General features: G+C 46.7%; 12 protein-coding genes. 5 read left to right on the forward strand and 7 right to left on the reverse strand.

Annotated elements, in window-relative coordinates; all coding sequences use genetic code 11:
* Window positions 1–6: 6 nt before the first annotated feature.
* The 3 genes from DXZ20_RS13745 to DXZ20_RS13755 all read right to left on the reverse strand — a co-directional run bounded on the left by DXZ20_RS13745 (window position 7) and on the right by DXZ20_RS13755 (window position 4331).
* Window positions 7–684, reverse strand: coding sequence for a TIGR00266 family protein (locus DXZ20_RS13745; protein WP_163663502.1), 678 nt, complete (start codon window positions 682–684; stop codon window positions 7–9).
* Window positions 685–721: 37 nt separating this feature from the next.
* A complete protein-coding gene (locus tag DXZ20_RS13750) occupies window positions 722–1384 on the reverse strand; it encodes a TIGR00266 family protein (protein WP_163663505.1) in 663 nt (220 codons plus the stop codon).
* Window positions 1385–1532: 148 nt separating this feature from the next.
* Window positions 1533–4331, reverse strand: coding sequence for a CHAT domain-containing protein (locus DXZ20_RS13755; RefSeq protein WP_163698728.1), 2799 nt, complete (start codon window positions 4329–4331; stop codon window positions 1533–1535).
* A 189-nt stretch (window positions 4332–4520) separates the two neighbouring features.
* Between DXZ20_RS13755 and DXZ20_RS13760 the strand changes: the two genes are divergently transcribed.
* The 5 genes from DXZ20_RS13760 (at window position 4521) to DXZ20_RS13780 (ending at window position 13972) form a co-directional block, all read left to right on the forward strand.
* Window positions 4521–8276: a two-partner secretion domain-containing protein gene (locus tag DXZ20_RS13760; RefSeq protein WP_163698729.1), complete on the forward strand. Its 3756-nt coding sequence runs from the start codon at window positions 4521–4523 to the stop codon at window positions 8274–8276.
* 288 nt (window positions 8277–8564) lie between these two features.
* Window positions 8565–10208, forward strand: a complete 1644-nt coding sequence (locus tag DXZ20_RS13765) for a M10 family metallopeptidase (protein WP_163698731.1) — start codon at window positions 8565–8567, stop codon at window positions 10206–10208.
* 207 nt (window positions 10209–10415) lie between these two features.
* Window positions 10416–12332, forward strand: coding sequence for a sensor histidine kinase (locus DXZ20_RS13770; protein ID WP_163698733.1), 1917 nt, complete (start codon window positions 10416–10418; stop codon window positions 12330–12332).
* Window positions 12333–12385: 53 nt separating this feature from the next.
* Entirely contained in the window at window positions 12386–13099 is a 714-nt protein-coding gene (locus tag DXZ20_RS13775; protein ID WP_163698735.1) for a DUF928 domain-containing protein, read from the forward strand.
* Window positions 13100–13309: 210 nt separating this feature from the next.
* Window positions 13310–13972: a response regulator transcription factor gene (locus DXZ20_RS13780; protein ID WP_163663516.1), complete on the forward strand. Its 663-nt coding sequence runs from the start codon at window positions 13310–13312 to the stop codon at window positions 13970–13972.
* Between the two features lie 103 nt (window positions 13973–14075).
* On the opposite strand, the gene DXZ20_RS13785 is transcribed toward DXZ20_RS13780, so the two are convergent.
* The 4 genes from DXZ20_RS13785 to DXZ20_RS13800 form a co-directional block, all read right to left on the reverse strand.
* Window positions 14076–14459 carry a 4a-hydroxytetrahydrobiopterin dehydratase gene (locus tag DXZ20_RS13785; protein ID WP_163698737.1) on the reverse strand — a complete coding sequence of 128 codons (384 nt, stop codon included), beginning with the start codon at window positions 14457–14459 and terminating at the stop codon, window positions 14076–14078.
* Between the two features lie 62 nt (window positions 14460–14521).
* The gene (gene acnB / locus DXZ20_RS13790) at window positions 14522–17128 is read right to left on the reverse strand and encodes a bifunctional aconitate hydratase 2/2-methylisocitrate dehydratase (RefSeq protein WP_163698739.1); all 2607 of its coding nucleotides are present in this window, start codon (window positions 17126–17128) and stop codon (window positions 14522–14524) included.
* A gap of 191 nt (window positions 17129–17319) precedes the next feature.
* A complete protein-coding gene (locus DXZ20_RS13795; RefSeq protein ID WP_250565755.1) occupies window positions 17320–18177 on the reverse strand; it encodes a mechanosensitive ion channel family protein in 858 nt (285 codons plus the stop codon).
* A gap of 241 nt (window positions 18178–18418) precedes the next feature.
* The gene (locus tag DXZ20_RS13800) at window positions 18419–19240 is read right to left on the reverse strand and encodes a mechanosensitive ion channel family protein (RefSeq protein ID WP_163663521.1); all 822 of its coding nucleotides are present in this window, start codon (window positions 19238–19240) and stop codon (window positions 18419–18421) included.
* Window positions 19241–19360: the final 120 nt, after the last annotated feature.

Raw genomic sequence — 19360 nt, forward strand, 5'->3', positions numbered from 1 at the left:
ACGCTGCTAACGAGGAGGCAGTTTGCCCCCCACTAATCGCCCAAATGATCCAGGATTGTGGGTTTGGCAAAAGACTTTACCGCGGCCTCTAAATTGGCAGACAAATCCTTCTCCACCAAAGAATGCGCCAGCCCAGCTTTTGTTAGCTTTGGAGATGCTGTAGTCAAGGGTACGCTCAAAGGCGACAATGTGGCCTGTATCGACGACATAGTCTCCATCCACATCTATTTCGTAAATGCCACCAAAAGCGCTGAGCAACAATAGGCCTGAGCCGCTAGCTGTGAGCCAAAAGAGAGATTCTCCTGAGAAGAGACTTTTAAAGCCAGTGAAGCCTAAGTCAATATCAACATCGGGTGTACTGGCCATGTAACCAGTGGATTGCACCACAAGTTCTGTTTCTTTGAGGGTATAGGGAAGAATATCGCCGATTAGTTTGGGGGCAAGATAGAGTTCTGCCGAGCTATTTCCTGAGCGAAAAACGCTCAGGAACAGCGATTCTCCAGCTAGCATGCGCTTTAAGCCACCAAAGACGCCGCCCCCCTTACCTTTGCGGAGTGTGGTGCTAACGTTCACAAAGCCGCTCATGGCGACCATGGCCCCGGCTTCGGCAATGAGTTCTTCTTGGGGGTCCATGAAGATTTTTGCGATCGCACTATCCGGCTGATGTAACAGTTCAAGCTTCATACTCTTTCCAGGTTATATAGATGTTATCCAGCACTCTCTACCGCAGCTTCGACCTGAGGAAGCGAACCAACCCATCCATACTGCGGGACTGGAGATAAATTTTTCCTCGACCCTGGAGCCGGTTGATAAACCCTTCTCCAGAGGTGATGGAGCCCACCATACCTCCCGACAAGCCAATGTTCATCTTGATGCCTGGTTCGTAGGCCACGAGATGACCGTTGTCGACAATAAATTCATCTTTGACAGTGACTTCCGAAAGGCCACCATAGGCACCAAAGAAAACGAGTCCACGACCACCTAGCTTGAGCTTAAATAACCCTTCGCCAGCAAACCAACTAGCGAAGCCGGCCCACTGTAGTTCTACCTTAACGCCTGAGCTGTGGGCGATATAGGCTCCAGGCTGCAGACACAGTTCATTACCATTCAGCTCCATGCGGGCAATATCGCCAATGGTTGACTGGGTGAGCACCAGCGTTTGGGGATTATTAGTTCGATTAGCAAAGTGATTCAGGAATAGGGATTCGCCACCGAAAAACGCTTTGAGCAACCCTGGAATCAGGCCACCAAAGAAGCCTGTACCCATGGATATTTGCCCGTCCATGCTCGCCATCGCTCCCGCCTCGGCAAAAATACGCTCTCCCGGCTGTAAGGTGACAAATAAGGTGGCAAACGCTGGTTTGTAGCGAATTTCGTACTTCATCGCTAACACTCCCGTATTTGAGTCGTGAATCGGTAGTTATCCCTCTCAGACTACCTAGAACGGGCAGGAAAGTAACAGCTTAAGTTGATAAAGCGCAACATGAACATGATTAATATAAGTATTCACCCAGGAGCATTGGCTGAGTTATTCATAGCCAGTTACCCACCAGAATCAACGGAGCCCAATTTCCAGGATGACCATCCCGTTGAATGGCTGCTATCTGGGCTGCTTGTAAGGCTTGGGCTTTATTGAGGTTTGGATGCTCTTTCAGGTTGCGGTAGAAGTGACCCATAATATCGGCAGTGATGGCATCATCAATCAGCCATAGAGACGCGATCGCGCTTCTGGCTCCAGCCCGAAGTGCGACACCCGCTAACCCTAAGGTTGAACGATCACTGCCTAACCCGGTGTCACAAGCTGTCAAGGCGATCAGTTCAATCGGATGAGTATTGGATGAGTTATCTCGAATTAATTGCTCTAATGCACCAAAGGTAAGTTTCTCGCCATCACCCGTCACAATAAATGTGCTGTCAGGGTCTGCACTAAACTCTCCATGTGTGGCGATATGCAATAGGGAATAGTGGTTCTTTTTTAATGCTTTGGCCAGATTTTCTGATGTGAATTCTCTATTTAGAAGTGGGGCAGGACTGCCCGGAAAAATATGTCTAACAGATTGAAGTTCTTGTTCCACATGCCAGATCGGTGCGTATTCACAGTTACTACCATTTTCATCACATAAACCATCGCTAAAGCCTAAGGTTAAGACCTCTAGCTCTTTTGGTCGCAGTGCTTCTGGCTCGGTTAAGGTCAGTGATGGGACAGTTGCGATCGCATAGTTCTCAATTAAATACTGCTCGCCATCCCATAAAGCCGCCATGGGTATGCTGCGAAGGATGCCATCTTGGATAAAAACGAGGGTCTTAACATGGGCCTCTGCTAAAACCTCATCAAAGGGAGTAATGATCCACTGATAAAGCTGTGCAGCAGAATGATAGTCATAGGTACGATCATGGGATCTTTCTAAACCTTGCCGATAGTCGATGGCTGTTTTTACCAGACGTTCGGTATTGACTGGCACCCAGGTCAGCTGCGCCGCCGCATTCGGCACAGTCAAGATCAGCGCCATTTGATCACCCACCGTAATGGAGCTAATCACGGCAGAGGTTGTATTTTGATTAATTAGCCCAATCACCTGCTCTTGCCGGATTGGACTGAGTAAACAATCATCCCCAAAGTAATTTTGCAATTCAGCTAATCTGAGAGAGTCTACGGTCTGTAACGCACCTTCTAGACTATTGAGAGGAACATCGTCGTTTCCGTTTTCTACTGATAGTTGGTAAGAGGTATTGTCCGCTAGTTCAAGCTGGAGCCTGATCATTCTGCGATAAAGTGGCTCGACAGCATCACGAAAGTCAAACTGTAGATCTTGAGTGGCCGTTAAAATATCGTCACGAATACTGTCCAAGATTGTAATCGCCTGATGGTAACTGGCCATCGCTTGGGTGTAGTCGCCCTGGGACTCATAGAGGCGACCCGCTTGCCATTTCCACAGATATTGACTATCAGCAGCGTCTCGTCCCTCATCGGCCTGCCACTCAGCTAGTTTAGTGAGCCTGAGCGCTTCTTGTTGATAGGTGAGCTTTTGTGTCGGTGACAACGATGTTTGAGCTTGGCATTCATAGAAATGGCCTAACTGCCCCGTCGCGAAGGATTGGGCCCGAAAATCATCGATATCTTTAGCAATTATCTGGGCATGGTCTAGTACCGTACGGACGATAGAGTCAGTTCCTGGAGAAAAACAGCTAAAGGCCTGTAGATTTTCTTGATACGATTTTGCTAGGGCAATGGCAGCATAGGCGGTCTCACGGGAATTGGGTAATTGTTGTAATAATTGACCAATCCGTTGCTGTGTTAAGGAGAGATCTGGAACAGGATGTCTTCTTTGGGAAAGTTTTAACAGCGTTAGCTGGGTACGCAGTTCATCTGTTAATAACGGTATAAGAGAACGTCCGTCAGTTAGGGGCTCGTCAATTAATACAAACCGCTGCTGCACTAAAAGCAGAGCCTCTTCTACATAGCTGATAGCATTGTCAAACTGCCCATCACCTTTAACTTTCAGCCCCTGGGCAGAACTGACAAAGGTCAGACTTTTAGCCGCCTCAGCCCGTTGATAGCTGAGTAGAGCCTGTCTACCATAGGCATTGGCTAAGCTATTCAGCATCGGAATCTCATAGGCATCTGAGAGGGGTCCCTGATGAGCTAAGTGAAGACCAGCGGTGAGAATTACCACCGCACTCCCATAGTCGCCTTGAAGCTGGTAGGCATCCCCCAAACTCCCCAAGGCTGCAACCTGTCCTGCTAGATCTTGAGTGGAGAGCGCAAGCGGGTAAGCTCCATCTTCAACACAGTTTTGGAACAGGGTGACAGGGCTCGGTGGCTCATCTACATCTATAGGGTTGGTAGTTTGAGTATCAACATTTTGAGGTAAACAGATCAGTGCAATTGCTCGCCGGTATTGTCCCAAGCTGGCATAAATCTGGGCTTGTTCAGTTTGTATTCGCCCCATCCTTGCCACCATGCCTAACTGGTCATAGATGTTTCCCGCCTCAATCAGAGCCCCTAGGGCTTTATGGGGTTGTCCTAGCTGCTGATAGGCATTGGCTAGGTTAGTGTGAATCACAGCTTTCTCAGGCACCGGATCTTCAGCAGGGTAACCATTGAGGGCTTCCAGCCAATGCTCAATAGCTACAGAATAGTCGCCTGAATTGTAATCATCGACCCCCGCTTGAACGGCTTGAATAGCCATCTCTTTAGCGAAACTCGCTGCCGATGCCATCCCAGGGATAAAGGGACTATGACCAATCCAGACCGCTAGGGTTAGACCGACAGCAAATAGAGTTTTGAGCCAACGTCGGTTAACGAATAAACACCGGCCAGGAATGTGCATCAAAATATTATCAGGGGAGAAAATTGTTAATTTGCAATAGGACTATTGATATATGGGTGAGCCAGCTGTGACGTCATTACGGCATCAGATGTCTCATGAAAGGACTTAGCAGATTTATACAATGCGTACTCTACTCCCAAAATGTAACAGAATAGATGTCTGAATCGTTATTAATCAAGAGATCGTCCCATGAAATTTACTCAATCTGCTGGTTGGTTTCATGTCTGTACGTTGTTATTAACGAGTAGCTTGGTTGGGCTCTCCCATGGAACTATGATGGCTCAGATTCTACCGGATAATACGTTGCCGGGTGAGTCTTCGGTGGTAACGTCTGGCGCGGCGGTACAGGGTTTGCCTACGGAGCTGATTGAGGGAGGAACACGGCGAAATATTAATCTTTTTCATAGTTTTTGGGACTTTAATGTAGATTTTGATCAGCGGGTTTATTTTGCCAATCCTGCGGCAACTGAGCGAATTTTTAGTCGGGTAACCGGGGGAAATCCATCGTCGATTGATGGAGTCTTAGGAGTCGATGGGACAGCTAGCTTATATTTTTTGAACCCCAATGGAGTGATCTTTGGACCAGCAGCGAGTTTAGATGTGTTGGGCTCGTTCTTTGTGAGTACGGCGCAGGGGATTGGGTTTGAAGATGGTAGTGAGTTTAGTACATTGGGGCCGAGCGATAGTTCACTTTTGACAGTGAGTGTCCCACTGGGGCTACAGAAGGGACCAGCACCAAGAGAACAATCTGTGGTGCTCAACCAAGGTAGTCTTGCGACTGGACAAGACTTAACAGTGTTTGCAGATCAGGTGGATTTACAAGGACCAGTCATATCTGGTGGAAGTCTCAATCTATTCGGTACAGATACGGTTCGTATTCGAGATTCCGTAACCGTTCCTTTCATAGCCGCAGCAGCAGGAAACTTAAGGATTCAAGGAAATGAGACGGTTGATATTGTTGTGTTGAGTCATCCAGATAGTGGTCTTTATTCTGGTGGAGATTTATTGTTACAGAGTGCGAATGAGGTGGGGGGAGATGCTCATTTTTGGAGTCGAGGAGGGTTTAGGGTTGAGACATTAAATGGTGATGCTGGTAACTTATTCAGTCCAATCGATCCTATTATTCGAACGTTTGGAGATGTTGTTATTAATGAATATGAGGGGGCATCGCTCCATATTTTGGCCGGTGGTTCAGTGACCCTAGGAACAGCTACAATTACTGGCTCAGATCCAGGCATTTTGGGCATTGATGCGATCCGGGAAGTAATTGAGTTGTCGGACGGTACGCTGTTGGCAGTTGATGGCTTAGCTCAACCAACGTTGGATATTAGGGCAGGTGTTAGACCCGAGATAATCGGCGATCCTCCTTTAGAAATCTTAACTGGGTTCAATCCGTTTACGGATATTTTTTTTGCACCAGCCTTTGCTACACCTAACCCATCTACTGCTGATATCAGCGTAGGTGACGCACGTATTGAGCAGCCCGATGGATTGATTCTGTTGACAAATCAATATTTTCCACAGCCAACCGTGTTGAATAGCTCAATTTCGATTACGGGTGATGGAAGATTTAATGATGGATTAGTTGTCGGCACCTTTAATGGAGAAAGCAGTAACATAGTTATTGACGCTCGCAACAATGTGTCTGTTACTGACAGTGTTATTAGTACTACTGCTTTAGGAGACGTTGGCGATATTACGATACTGGCCAATGATGAGGTGGATTTCATCAGCACCAATGGCAGGTTAACAGGGGTTTTTAGTGATGTTGCTGCCAATGGTACAGGCAACGGTGGCAATATCGTTATTCGAGCCTCTGAGTTGATGCTTGCAGGCGGAGCTCAACTATCTGCCGCCTTGGTTGGAACGGGTAATGGTGGCAATATTTTTCTTGCGATCGCTAATCAATCTACCATTGATGGATTGAATGAAAATAATGCACTTGTCAGTGGTATTTTTGCCGAGGTGAGTGGCCCTGGGGCAGGAACTGGGGGAGATATCGAGTTAAATACCAGACGTTTAAACGTGACTAACGGTGCACAGATTAGTACGTCAACCAATGGCATTGGTGATGCAGGCCAAATCATAATTGATGTTGCTGAGACGGCCCGCTTTGATGGAGTAAATAATGCAACAGGAATCGTTAGTGGTGCTTTCAGTAACGTCAATCGTACTGGATCAGGCCAGGGTGGAGTGATTCAAATTTTAGCCAATGATCTTGCAGTTACCAATGGGGCACAACTCAGTTCATCCGTCTCCGGTACCGGTGATGCAGGCGATGTGATGATTGAGGTGGCAGAAACGGTCCACTTTGATGGATTTGATCCACAGGGAAACTTTCCGAGTGCGGCCCTTAGCAATATTAATTCTGATGGGGAAGGCACAGGCGGAGTTGTGAGCATTACGGCCAATCAGCTTGATGTCACCAATGGGGCAGCAATAGCTGCTTCCTCAAATGGTCTAGGTGATGCGGGAAGTGTGATCATTGCCATATCTGACTCCATGCAAGTCACTGGTTTTAACGCTGCGAACGGTAGAGCTAGTGACATCTCTAGTAGTATTCGGTTTGGAGGGAGAGGCAATGGCGGCTTGGTTGACATTTCAGCTAACACGCTGGAAGTCAACAATGGCTCCCAGATTGAAGGATCAACCAATGGTACAGGTGACGCTGGCACGGTCGTCATTGATATCGCTGAAACAGCTAGATTTGATGGCTTTAATCCAATTAATTTCTTGGGCAGTGGCGCTTTTAGTAATGTGAATTCAGACGGAGTTGGCAATGGCAGCCTAGTGCAAATCTCAGCTGGTAATCTTGACGTGACAAATGGTGCACAGTTGAGTGCGTTAGTGTTTGGTCAAGGGCAGGCAGGTGATGTGGTGCTCAATGTTAGAGAAACAGCACGTTTCGATGGGTTTAATCCCAATGGGAATTTCCCAAGTGCGGCGTTAACCAACATTGAACCCAATGCCGTCGGGATGGGGGGAGATATCACCATCACGGCTGCTAATCTTGACATAGTCAATGGAGCCAGGGTGGTGGCCAGCTCTGATGGCATTGGCAATGCAGGGGATGTGAGGATCAAAGTCACTGACACCATCTTTATCAGTGACTCTGATCCTGTTTCTTTGAGTGGCATTTTTAGTAATCTTAGAAAAAATGGCATCGGCACTGGTGGAGATATTGTTGTTTCAGCCAACAATTTGGAAATGAGTAATGCTGCAACAATCAGTGCATTCTCCGATGGGAATGGTGATGCAGGCAATATATTTTTAACTGTCAACAATAGTTTTCGAGCAGACGATAGCAGTATTCTCACCAACGCAGAGAATACTGCTGGAGGCAGTATAACTATCAATGCTACAAACGTCTTACTAATAGGTGATAGCGATATTGTTACGTTTGTAAATATCGGCGCATCAGGAGGAGGAGACATTACGTTTAATGGTAATACGGTTATTGCCCTTGATGACAGTGATATTTTAGCGTTTGCTGATGATGGACGCGGTGGGGACATTACCTTCAACACAGCCTTCTTTGGAGAAAATTATGTGCCGGGCAGTCCACCACCGTTTAATGGCAATGATCGAGTGGATGTAAATGCCAGTGGTGCCATCGACGGCAGTATTACTATCTCTGATATCTCTTTTATTGAAAACAGTTTGACCGAACTGCCAGATGCCTTGGTAGATCCCACCACACTTACCACTGGCAGTTGCATTGTCCGCACAGAAGAAAATCCAGATTCTTTTATCACTACGGGCTCTGATGGTCTTCCACTACGTCCTAACGACTCTGCTAGCTCCAGGTTTTCAGCGCTCCCAGTGCAACCCCTGACTAACGAAGACGCTCCGAGCCCATGGCACGTTGATCAACCTATTGTCGAACCCAATGTCCTGCATCGGCTGGCCGATGGTCGTTTGCTGCTAGGGCGAGACTGCCCATAATCAAATGTAGTTTTCTGCAATGCTCGCCTCAGAAAACGGAAAATCTACACTCCATTTATATGGCTATTTTACTCAAGTTTGGATAGTCGATTGGACACAGCGAGAATCTCTTGTGTCATAAAACTCTCCTGACTTCAAGGGGAATAACCCTTAATTTAGGAAGTGTGAATGAGCCAACAAGCAATGCATTTCATCGTTATCTCTCTATCCATTTCCTAGAACAAAGCATTGCTACTGAAAGGCTCAATCCGCTCTTGAAATACCTAACGCATTAATGGAGTTCGACCCATGACATATGGACAAATCACTCAATCTAGTGACAATACATCTACAGGGGATAACAATATCGACGCCCTACTGCTTGAACATCGATGGGCAGATACGACCGTAACGTTCAGTTTCACCAACAACTTTAAAAATGACTATGAGGAAGAAACAGATTATCCAGCCGAGTTTGAAAATGGATTTCAAACTCTAAACGCCACCCAAAGATCTGTGGCTCGCGAATGGATGGATATGTATGAAAGTGTCTCTGGCTTAACATTAACGGAGCTAACGGGGGCTCAGGATCGGAATGCCACTATCCGCATAGCAGAATCTAGTGCTGCCAATCCAGCTCGAGTCGGTGATTTCCCAGGAAGTACAGAGCATAGTGATAGTAGCTTTGCAGCTGGAGATATTTGGTTTGACAACAACCAGTTTAACAATCCTCAAATGGGTGACTATGCCTATCTCACCTTTGGCCATGAAATTGGCCATGCATTAGGTCTTAAACATGGTCACAGCACGGAAGAGGGCGTGCAAGCAGTTGCCATGGATGCCAATCGAGACTCCATAGAATTCTCGGTGATGACTTACCGTTCTTACGTAGGCAGCCCAGTTAGGAGCTATACAATCGCACAAGATAGTTATCCCCAGTCCATGATGATGTATGACATCAGGGCTATACAAGAGATGTATGGTGCCAATTTTAACCATAACTCCAACGATACAGTCTATAGGTTTTCAACAGACACGGGGGAACTGTCGATCAACGGTGTTGGTCAAGGGCAACCGGTTGGGAATAAAGTCTTCCGTACCATTTGGGATGGCAATGGTAATGACACCTACGATTTCTCTAACTATACGACCAATCTCTCCGTTGACTTACGCCCTGGCAAATGGAGCAATTTAGATAGAGATGGTAACTTTCAACAGGCAGAGCTAGGTCCCAATCAGCACGCCCAGGGTCATGTTTATAATGCTCTTCAGTACGATGGGGATAATCGCTCATTAATCGAAAATGCCAATGGTGGTTCCGGTGACGACATCATCCACGGCAATAACGCTGATAACGTGCTCCGAGGTAAGGCAGGCAATGACGTTCTTCGTGGTTATTTAGGGGCCGACGAGATTCAGGCCGGCACCGGTGATGATACCGTCTACGGTGGCTTTGGTAATGACAAGCTCTATGGCTTTTCTGGTAATGATAAACTCAATGGTCAAGCTGATGATGATCTGATTCATGGTGGGGCCGGCCATGACATCATCACCGGTGGTTTTGGCAACGATCGCCTCAATGGCGATAAAGGCAATGACCAACTCGTGGGGGGTGCTGGTAACGATATCCTTACGGGGGGTGCTGGAGCGGATAAATTCCAGTTTAAGTCCTTACAGCATGGTATCGATTCCATTACTGACTTTGTCCGTGCCCAAGGCGACAGAATTACACTGGTGGCCAGTGGCTTAGGTGGTGGCTTAACCCAAGGTTTATTAGGTGCAGAGCAATTTGTCCTGGGGTCTGCAACCGATGCCAATGACCGTGTGCTCTATAATAGTTCAACTGGAGCGTTATCTTTTGATATTGATGGCTCAGGCTCTACGAAGGCTGTCCAGATTGCCACCCTATCAGCAGGTACATCTCTGACGAGAAGTGACTTTGTTGTCGTATAGAATGCCTTATTCCATGGGACGGATGACTTCAGTAAAGATGTCATCTGTCCATTTTTTGTCTTCATTTGTCTGTCTTAATCTAGCGTTTGTTTTAATCTAGCTCTTGATGACGATTAGCCATTTTGAGCCGCTGTTTAAATTTGGTAAGCTGTATGACAATAGTCAGCGTACTGCTATTCTCGCGATTGCTGATTTAGGGTATAACCCATGGCCCACAACACTAACATTACTCTTGCCTGGCAACATTTACCCAATAGCTTAAAAAACTGGCAGCTATCAATATTACCAGGATTGACCTTAACGGGGCTAATTATCATAGTTAGACTTTTAGGTGTATTTCAAGCTATCGAGTGGAGAACGTTAGATCTATTTTTACGACTTCGATCTGCAGAAACAACAGATACAAGAGTGCTGGTTGTTGCCATTGATGAAACTGATATTCAAAACTTGGGCACCTACCCGTTACCTGGTCAAACCTTAGCAACCCTTTTAAGACAGTTGGACCAATATCAGCCCCGGGCTGTGGGCATTGATATTTTTCGTGATTTACCCGAAAAATCAGGTAATCAAGATTTTGTAGAGGCCTTAGCCGATCTACCCTATGTCTTTGGTATCGAATTTTTAGGGCAGACTGGTGAGAGTATTGGTCCACCCCCCACCTTACCTTACGAAAGAGTAGGGTTTTCAGATTATCCGTTAGATGATGATGGCGCTGTGCGGAGAAGTCTTTTAGGGAGACCTAAAGACTCTGGTGTTTATCAATTCTCCCTGGCCATGCGTCTCACGTCTGAATATTTACGGCATGAAGGCATTCCATTAGAAAATGGTTTAAAGAATCCTGATTCTATGCGCTTTGGGGCTGTAGAAATTGAACCGTTTTACCCTAATACGGGCGGTTACGTAAGAGCTGATGCGAATGCCCAACAAACACTGATTAACTTCCGCAGTGGGCCTGCGCCTTTTCGGATGGTACCGCTCAGGGATGTGTTAGCGGATAATGTCTCCCCCAGTTGGATTAAAGACAGTGTTATTCTCATTGGCATTATTTCTCCAGGTCATAAGGATAATGTGACATCCGCTGCCCTTGTCGGTAAAAATCCTGGTGCCGTGTCTGGCGTTGAAATCCATGCCCATGTAGTCAGCCAGATTCTGAGTGCTGTCTTAGATAATCGTCCCCTACTGCGCAGCCTGCCAGACATTGGAGAATACCTATGGATTTTATGGTGGGGGATTGCGGGAATTGTGCTGGTGGGTGTGGTCCCCACACCGTCGCGGCATTTGATTTTGGTGCTGATGACGGGCGTAGGTTTGGTGTTTACCAGCTATGTGGCCTTGTCCGTGGGCTGGTGGCTACCATTAGAGCCGCCATTGATTGCCTTTTTACTGAATGGCCTAGTCTTGCCGGGGATATTATTATATGACCAGATGTTGCGATCGCGCATCGAAGCTGGTCAACGGGTCATCCGCCACACATACAATGCTGTTCACAACGGTCCCCTACAAACCTTAGCTCTCATTCTAAAAGATGTTGATGATCCAGATAAAACGATAGATCGCCCCCAACTATCCGCTAAGCTTGACCAACTCAATCAAGAGATTCGGGCTGTTTACAACACCTTAGAAGAAGAACTTAAACCGCAAAATAACCAACTTCATCTGCAAAGTCAGGGGCCTACTTTAGACCTTGATATGGTTCTGCATGAGTTGCTTTATGAAGTGTTTGAGCAAACAATACAAAGAGATTTTCCACACTTTAAATCCATTAAATTTAACGTAGTTCAGTTTGAATCTATGGAGGATTCACGATTGGGCAGGGAAGAAAAGCGATATCTCTGTCGTTTCCTCGAAGAAGCCCTCTGTAATGTAGGTAGATACGCTCAGGGCGCTACAAAGTTAACAGTCAATTGCCTGGCCACAGAAAACGAAAATCTCATTTTAGTTCAGGATAATGGCAAAACTGTTCTTAAGGACGACTCTAAGTACATCAATCGGCTAGAAGGAGGTAGAGGCACCTGGCAGGCTCAGCAGCTAGCTCACCACTTAAAGGGACAATTCAAACGCTTTTCAGTATCCCCCCATGGCACATGTTGCGAATTAAGATGGCCCATTTCCAAACCTAGGTGAAATTAGCTAAGCTCAAGAAAATGCAAGATTTCAGCATACTAAAATCTCTTAATATGCCATTTCTTCCCTTAGGTAGTAGATTGACTCGGTTAACCTGCTTAGCGCTGATCAGTACCATTTTAGGGATCTCAGTGTCTGCGATCGCAGCCTACATGCCATCGGAAGATACAAAGGCCCCTGAAGGACCGACGCTTTCAGGGGGACGTCGAGGGGGATGTGACGATGCCTCAGCCCTTGATTTACTAGCCCTTGCCCCACAACACTCGGTGGGACAAACGTTGACAACACAACCAACATTGGTTTGGTATGTACCTGATGCCAAGGCCTATAACGTTCAGCTAAATTTATACCAATATACCGGTGAGGGTTGGGCCGATATTGTGGAAGGGTTAGACATTGGCCTGAGCACGCAAGGCTATATGAGTTATACGGTACCCGCCACCCTAGAGTTGGAAATAGGCAGTGTCTATGAGTGGCAAATTGTGCTAACTTGCATCCCTGATCGTCCATCCAGTGCTCAGGTCACAGGCGCACAGTTTGAGGTGGTTAGCCGTCCCATTGACCTGAGTGCGGTAGACGGTAATCGGGTGCAACAGGCTCAAGAATATGCGATCGCAGGGCTATGGTACGACGCCATGGCACTCCTATCAGATCCGTTGCTAACCCCTGAGGAAAATGACTATAGACGTGAGTTACTAACTAGTCTGGCTGAATTTGAAGATGTTGAAATTGGGGCTCAACTTCGACAGATCTCGGCAGTTGATTAAGTTTAAGCATTGACTAAGGAATTAGGGGTTAGGTCTGCTTTCTGGTCACTAGGACGAGGCTAACTGGCCTACTCCCTAACACTGACTACCTATACCTCACACTAAAGACAGATAAGATTACCAACTGGATCAGCTAAGTTAGATATTGCAGTGGCAAATACAGCTCAAATCCTGAATAAAATGCCGCATCTTTTATTGCAAGTCTAAATCATGGCCTCTGACTATCCCTGTAACAAGATACTTATTGTTGATGATCATGAAGCAATCTTAAGTGGCACTATCAGTGCCTTATTACAAGAATATCCTGACGCAGCCATTACCACAGCCAACACAGCTCAATCGGCCCAAGGGGAATTATCAATCGCATTACCCGATCTCTTGATCATGGACTTATCCATTCCTCAGGATGCTCAAACACCCTCTGAAGTGGATACAGGCATTGAGCTTCTACGAAAGGTCATGGAAACCTACCCAGAACTTAATATTGTTGTACAAAGTGCCCATATACGTTCACTGATTCGGCTCAAGCCTCAGATTGCGATTCATCAGGCAGGTTTTACCATTATCGATAAAAAATTGCCGATGAAAGAAATGCTGACTAAAGTCGCTTGGGCTTTGCAAGGCTTGATTTATACACCCCGTGATATGCGGACAAGTTTAGAAGTTAGGTCCGAATGGCTCACGGTTCTGGAATTAGCCTTCAAAGAAGGTCTCAAAGATAAAATAATTGCCGAAAGAATGAACGTTTCAGAACGCACCGTTCGTCATTATTGGTCTAAGGTCCAGGATGCCCTGGACGTTTACCCTGAAGCGAATAAAAATATACGCATTCAAACTGAGATTCGTGCCCGTGAAGAAGGCTTAATTGCCTAAATTTTAATCAACACCCAGAATTAACATCCAAGCATATGCCCTCACCGGGACATGCGACGTCTCCTAGTTGCCGATGATGAGATTCCAGATACATGGCATACGCTCAATCAGCCTGATGAGATGGTGCCATAACATCACTGGTTAATCCTTGGGCAGCTTTATCGGTTTTGGCAGCCATAATGAAATCATTTCGATGCAGCCCATTTAGAGCATGGGTCCACCAGGTGACTGTGACCTTACCCCATTCAGTCAGTAGAGCCGGATGATGTTGCTCCCCTTCAGCCAGATCACCGACTTTGTTGGTGAACCCCAGGGCGGTCTGAAAATCACTAAAATGGTAAACCCGTTGTAATTGAGGGATGCCCTCTACGGAGATAATATCCCAATCCGGAATCTGAGGCTTAAGTTCCGCTACTTCCGCCTCACTGGCGGGTGGAACCTTGCCACTACAAGGAATACAGGTTTGACGGGTTAATGAATCACTCATTTTTCTTCTCCTGAGTTCAACAGGCCAGAGCCCATACAGTTAGCCCTGGCCTAAAGCTTTCTTTAGTTTACTGAGAGTGCTTCTTTTTCAATCTTCTCTTCTTCATCTTTTGAAAGCACACGCCCTTCGTCCTCAAAACCTTTGAGTTGATCAAAGTTTAAATAGCGGTACAGTTCATCTGCAAAGGGATCGAGCTTCTTCGCAACAATCTCCAAATATTCTTCCATGTTGGGAATTCGGCCCAGCAATGCACAGGCAGCTGCCAGTTCTGCAGAACCTAGATATACCTGAGCACCTTTACCCATCCGGTTATTGAAATTGCGGGTGGACGTAGAAAAGACTGTTGCACCATCTTCCACACGGGCCTGATTCCCCATGCAAAGCGAACATCCAGGCATCTCAGTTCGGGCTCCAGCGGCGGCAAAGGTGCCGTAGTAGCCTTCCTTACGCAGCTGCTGTTCATCCATCCGAGTGGGTGGACAAATCCAAAGACGTCCCTTAACAGTACCAGCCCCTTCTAGCACTTTTGCTGATGCTCGATAGTGGCCAATATTAGTCATACAGGAGCCGATGAAGACCTCATCAACTTTGTCGTCAACAACATCTGAAAGAGTTTTGATGTTGTCAGGATCATTCGGTGCAGCCACCAGAGGTTCCTTAATCTCGTTGAGGTCAATCTCGATCACCTCTGCATAGGTTGCATCTGCATCCGCTGACATCAGGCTAGGATTGGCCAGCCAATCTTCCATCGCCGCAATTCGCCGTGCCAAAGTACGAGCATCGGCATACCCACGGGCGATCATGTTCTTCATCAGTGCCACATTGGACCGTAGATACTCAGCCACAGTCTCTTCGCTAAGCTTGATGGTACAGCCTGCTGCAGAACGCTCTGCCGTTGCATCAGTTAACTCAAAGGCTTGCTCCAGCTTCAGATCAGGCATTCCTTCCATCTCAATAATGCGACCGGAAAAAACATTTTTCTTATTCTTCTTCTCGACGGTGAGTAGACCTTTTTGGATAGCTACGTAGGGAATTGCATTAACGATGTCCCGCAGTGTAATGCCAGGCTGTAATTCACCTTTAAATTTGACTAAAACCGATTCGGGCATGTCCAGAGGCATTGCACCGATGGCAGCTGCAAAGGCGACTAAACCAGACCCAGCTGGGAAGGAAATACCTAAGGGGAAACGGGTATGGGAATCTCCGCCTGTGCCCACAGTGTCGGGCATCAGCATGCGGTTTAGCCATGAGTGAATGATGCCATCCCCAGGCTGTAGGGCAACACCACCGCGAGAGGAAAAGAAATCTGGCAATGTGGCATGGGTCTCTACATCCACTGGCTTTGGATAGGCTGCAGTATGGCAGAAGGTTTGTAGCACTAGCCCCGCACTAAAGCCAAGACAGGCCAGCTCCTTCATCTCATCGCGGGTCATCGGACCAGTGGTGTCTTGAGAACCCACCGTCGTCATCAGTGGTTCGCAGGACATACCCGGTCGCACACCGGGCAAACCACAGGCTTTACCCACCATTTTCTGGGCCAATGTGTAACCGTTGCCAGTCTCAGTAGGCGCAGCAGGACGAATAAATACATCGCTAGGTGCTAGGCCTAAAGCTGCACGAGTTTTATCTGTGAGCGCACGGCCAATCATTAGGGGAATGCGTCCACCGGCTCTGACTTCATCTAGCAGGGTGTCAGGTGTGAGGCTAAAGGTGGCAATGACAGCGCCATCCTTGGTAATTTCGCCTTTGCGCACATGGATGGTAACGACATCGCCAGTTTCCATCTGGGAGACGTCGCACTCAATGGGGAGAGCACCCGAATCTTCTGCTGTATTGAAGAAGATAGGCGCGATTTTGCCACCGAGGATGTAGCCGCTTGTCCGCTTGTTAGGAACGTGGGGGATATCTTCACCCAAATGCCAGATAACAGAGTTCATCGCCGATTTGCGAGAGGACCCGGTACCAACAACATCCCCTACGTAAGCCACCGGATTACCCTTGGTTTTTAGCTCGGCAATGGTTTCTAGGGCATTGGGCATTTTAGACTCGAGCATCACCAAACCATGCAGGGGGATGTCTGGACGGCTAGTGGCATGGGGGGCAGGGGAAAGGTCATCTGTATTAGTCTCACCAGGGACCTTGAAAACAGTGATATCGATGGTGTCGGGAACCTCGGGCTTACTGGTGAACCACTCCGCTGTAGCCCAGGCATCTACAACGTGTTGGGCGTAGTCACTGCCTTTATCCTTGCCCTTGGCTAGCGCTAGTACGTCGTTAAAGGCGTCATATACAAGCAGTGTTTTCTTGAGTGCATCGGTGGCAGCTTGGGCCAGTTCTGCATCTGGAGATTTAAGTAGATCTACCAAGGACTGGACGTTATAACCACCTAACATTGTGCCGAGTAGCTGCACGGCTCTTAGGGGCGATATCAATGGACTCGTGGTTTCGCCCTTGGCAATGGCGGTTAGAAAGGATGCTTTTACGTAGGATGCTTGGTCAACTCCGGGGGGAATGCGATCGCACAACAGATGCATCAAAAACTCAGATTCACCCTCAGGCGGCTGCTTAAGTAGATCACAGAGATCAGCTGTTTGCTCAGCAGTTAACGGTAGTGGAGGAATCCCCAATGACGCTCTTTCAGCTACATGTTTGCGATATGATTCCAGCATCACTTACCCCTACGCTATCTTAAAAAATATTAGACCGGAAAAATTGACAAAAGAGTGCCACTCTCTGGATTCTACATCCATCCTAGCGCAATTCCACCTCAGCAGTCGCCCAGGATCCTTGTAGTGTCAGGGATAAAAAGATTGTAGAACGTCTCAATGGACTCCTCTCAAACTCAAAATAGAATAGCTTTTTAGGAATTATTCCCGTTATTTCTCCCTATTAGATGAACCTCTCTCTGAGGGAATGGAATACTAATGCCAACTTCATCAAACCGTGTTTTAAGGGATTCCTGAACGCCGAAATATACATTCCAGTAGTTCTCAGTTTTAGTCCAAGGCCGCACAGCCAGATTAACGCTGCTATCAGCCAGCTCTAGGACCCCTACCGTAGGTTTAGGCTCTGCTAGCACCAAGTCTTGACCTGCCAAAACTTCCAAGGTCAATTGTTTAACCTTGGCCAAATTTTCCTGATAGGCCACACCGATTACCAGATCCACCCGCAATATTCCCTTGGCTGAATAATTAATGATGTTGTTATCGGTCAGCTTGCTGTTCGGCACAATTACGGTGCGATTGTCCAAGGTGCGTAGGATAACTGTAAACACTTGGATCTCTTCCACAATGCCATTGATATCAGCCGCTTCTATCCAGTCTCCTACTCGAAAGGGCTGAAATAAAATGATTAAGATGCCTGCGGCAAAGTTTGACAGCGATCCCTGCAAGGCCAAACCTATCGCCAGGCCTGCAGCACCCAGAACAGCAACCAGCGATGTTGTTTCAATTCCTAGCTGACCCAGGGCTGCCAAAATAAAAAAGGCTAAGGTCCCGTAATAAAGGATATTACTAGCAAAAGAGATTAACGTTGGCTCAATGCGAGCCTTTGCCATTAGCTTTTTAATCAGCTGCTTGACAAACGAGGCCATCCAACGACCCACGATTAGAATGATAATTGCAACAATAATCTGTAAGCCAATATCTACAGAGATATTTCGAACTTGGGTCAATAGCTGATTAGACTGAGCAGATGAGATTTGACCTAGCGCATTCATGGATTTATGTGCTTAGCATGACAATATGAGCTAAGTGCTTGATCATACTGCTTTGCTTACGCGCTTAACTGTCTTTCAGCTAGCTATCGGTCAAAACTTTCCATCAAAAAGAGCGATAGACGTGTCTATCGCTCTTGAGGTTGATTTTAGTCAATCGTTAGGATTAACAAAATGGTGTTGCCGAGCGTTGGTATGGTTTCACCGTTTCATCTACATGTCAGTTTCTTGAGAGACTTCGTTTCTAGGCTGCTCGCTGATGCACAGTAAAGTGCTGAGCAGGTGCTGGGAAACCAGCTTGACCAAAGCCCTCGCGAATCACTTTATTGGTATCGAAATACACCTGCCAGTAGTCGTTATTGTTGCAATAGGGGCGTACTGCCAAAACAGGACCCATGGGATTGAATTCCAGAATCTCGACATCTGGAGCAGGCTCTGTCATGACATTGGGAATGGCAGCTAGTTTTTCTTTAAGTAGTGCGATCGCTTGGCTAGGCTCCACAGCATTATCGAGCTGAGCAACTAAATCAACACGGCGATAGGGATTGGTAGAGAAGTTTTGAATTGTATCCGAGAAAATTGTGTTGTTGCCGACAATCGTCATTACATTGTCCATAGTGTTGATTTTGGTAACAAATAAACCAACTTCTTCAATAGTGCCTGTCACTCCGCCTGCTGCAACAAAATCACCGACTTTGAAGGGACGCAAAATAACTAGAAACGCTCCAGCTGCAAAGTGAGCTAATAGACCACTCCAAGCTGCGCCAATTGCAATGCCAGCAGCAGCTAATAGGGCCGCAAAAGATGTAGTTTCAATGCCAAAGAAACCTAAAATGGCAACCACTAAAACAACATTTAGTACAACACCAACGGTAGATTTAAGGTAGATAATTAGTGTTGGATCAATGGTGGTGTTTTTAAGGCTACGGGTCAACAAACCAATGGCAAACTTGATCAGCCAACGACCTACAATCCAGAAAATGAGCGCCCCAACAATTTTGAGGCCAACTGCGATCAGAATGCTGGTAGCATTGCTAGCTATATTGGTTAAAAATGCTTCGTTCATTACGATCCTTCCAGCCCAAAATGTATCTACAAAGTGAAAGTATAATATTGAATATAGATATACATTTCTTCCGCTAAAACACTTAAGCTTTCAGCGCACATTATCGATTGTTCTGTTCGT

The organism is Adonisia turfae CCMR0081, from assembly GCF_011009555.1.
Taxonomy (GTDB): Bacteria; Cyanobacteriota; Cyanobacteriia; order Phormidesmidales; family Phormidesmidaceae; genus Leptothoe; species Leptothoe turfae.

Bases quoted from the DNA above. Each gene is read 5' to 3' on its own strand.
- DXZ20_RS13745 (WP_163663502.1), bottom strand. From the start codon at position 684: ATGAAGCTTGAACTGTTACATCAGCCGGATAGTGCGATCGCAAAAATC.
- DXZ20_RS13750 (WP_163663505.1), bottom strand. From the start codon at position 1,384: ATGAAGTACGAAATTCGCTACAAACCAGCGTTTGCCACCTTATTTGTC.
- DXZ20_RS13755 (WP_163698728.1), bottom strand. From the start codon at position 4,331: ATGCACATTCCTGGCCGGTGTTTATTCGTTAACCGACGTTGGCTCAAA.
- DXZ20_RS13760 (WP_163698729.1), top strand. From the start codon at position 4,521: ATGAAATTTACTCAATCTGCTGGTTGGTTTCATGTCTGTACGTTGTTA.
- DXZ20_RS13765 (WP_163698731.1), top strand. From the start codon at position 8,565: ATGACATATGGACAAATCACTCAATCTAGTGACAATACATCTACAGGG.
- DXZ20_RS13770 (WP_163698733.1), top strand. From the start codon at position 10,416: ATGGCCCACAACACTAACATTACTCTTGCCTGGCAACATTTACCCAAT.
- DXZ20_RS13775 (WP_163698735.1), top strand. From the start codon at position 12,386: ATGCCATTTCTTCCCTTAGGTAGTAGATTGACTCGGTTAACCTGCTTA.
- DXZ20_RS13780 (WP_163663516.1), top strand. From the start codon at position 13,310: ATGGCCTCTGACTATCCCTGTAACAAGATACTTATTGTTGATGATCAT.
- DXZ20_RS13785 (WP_163698737.1), bottom strand. From the start codon at position 14,459: ATGAGTGATTCATTAACCCGTCAAACCTGTATTCCTTGTAGTGGCAAG.
- acnB (WP_163698739.1), bottom strand. From the start codon at position 17,128: ATGCTGGAATCATATCGCAAACATGTAGCTGAAAGAGCGTCATTGGGG.
- DXZ20_RS13795 (WP_250565755.1), bottom strand. From the start codon at position 18,177: ATGAATGCGCTAGGTCAAATCTCATCTGCTCAGTCTAATCAGCTATTG.
- DXZ20_RS13800 (WP_163663521.1), bottom strand. From the start codon at position 19,240: ATGAACGAAGCATTTTTAACCAATATAGCTAGCAATGCTACCAGCATT.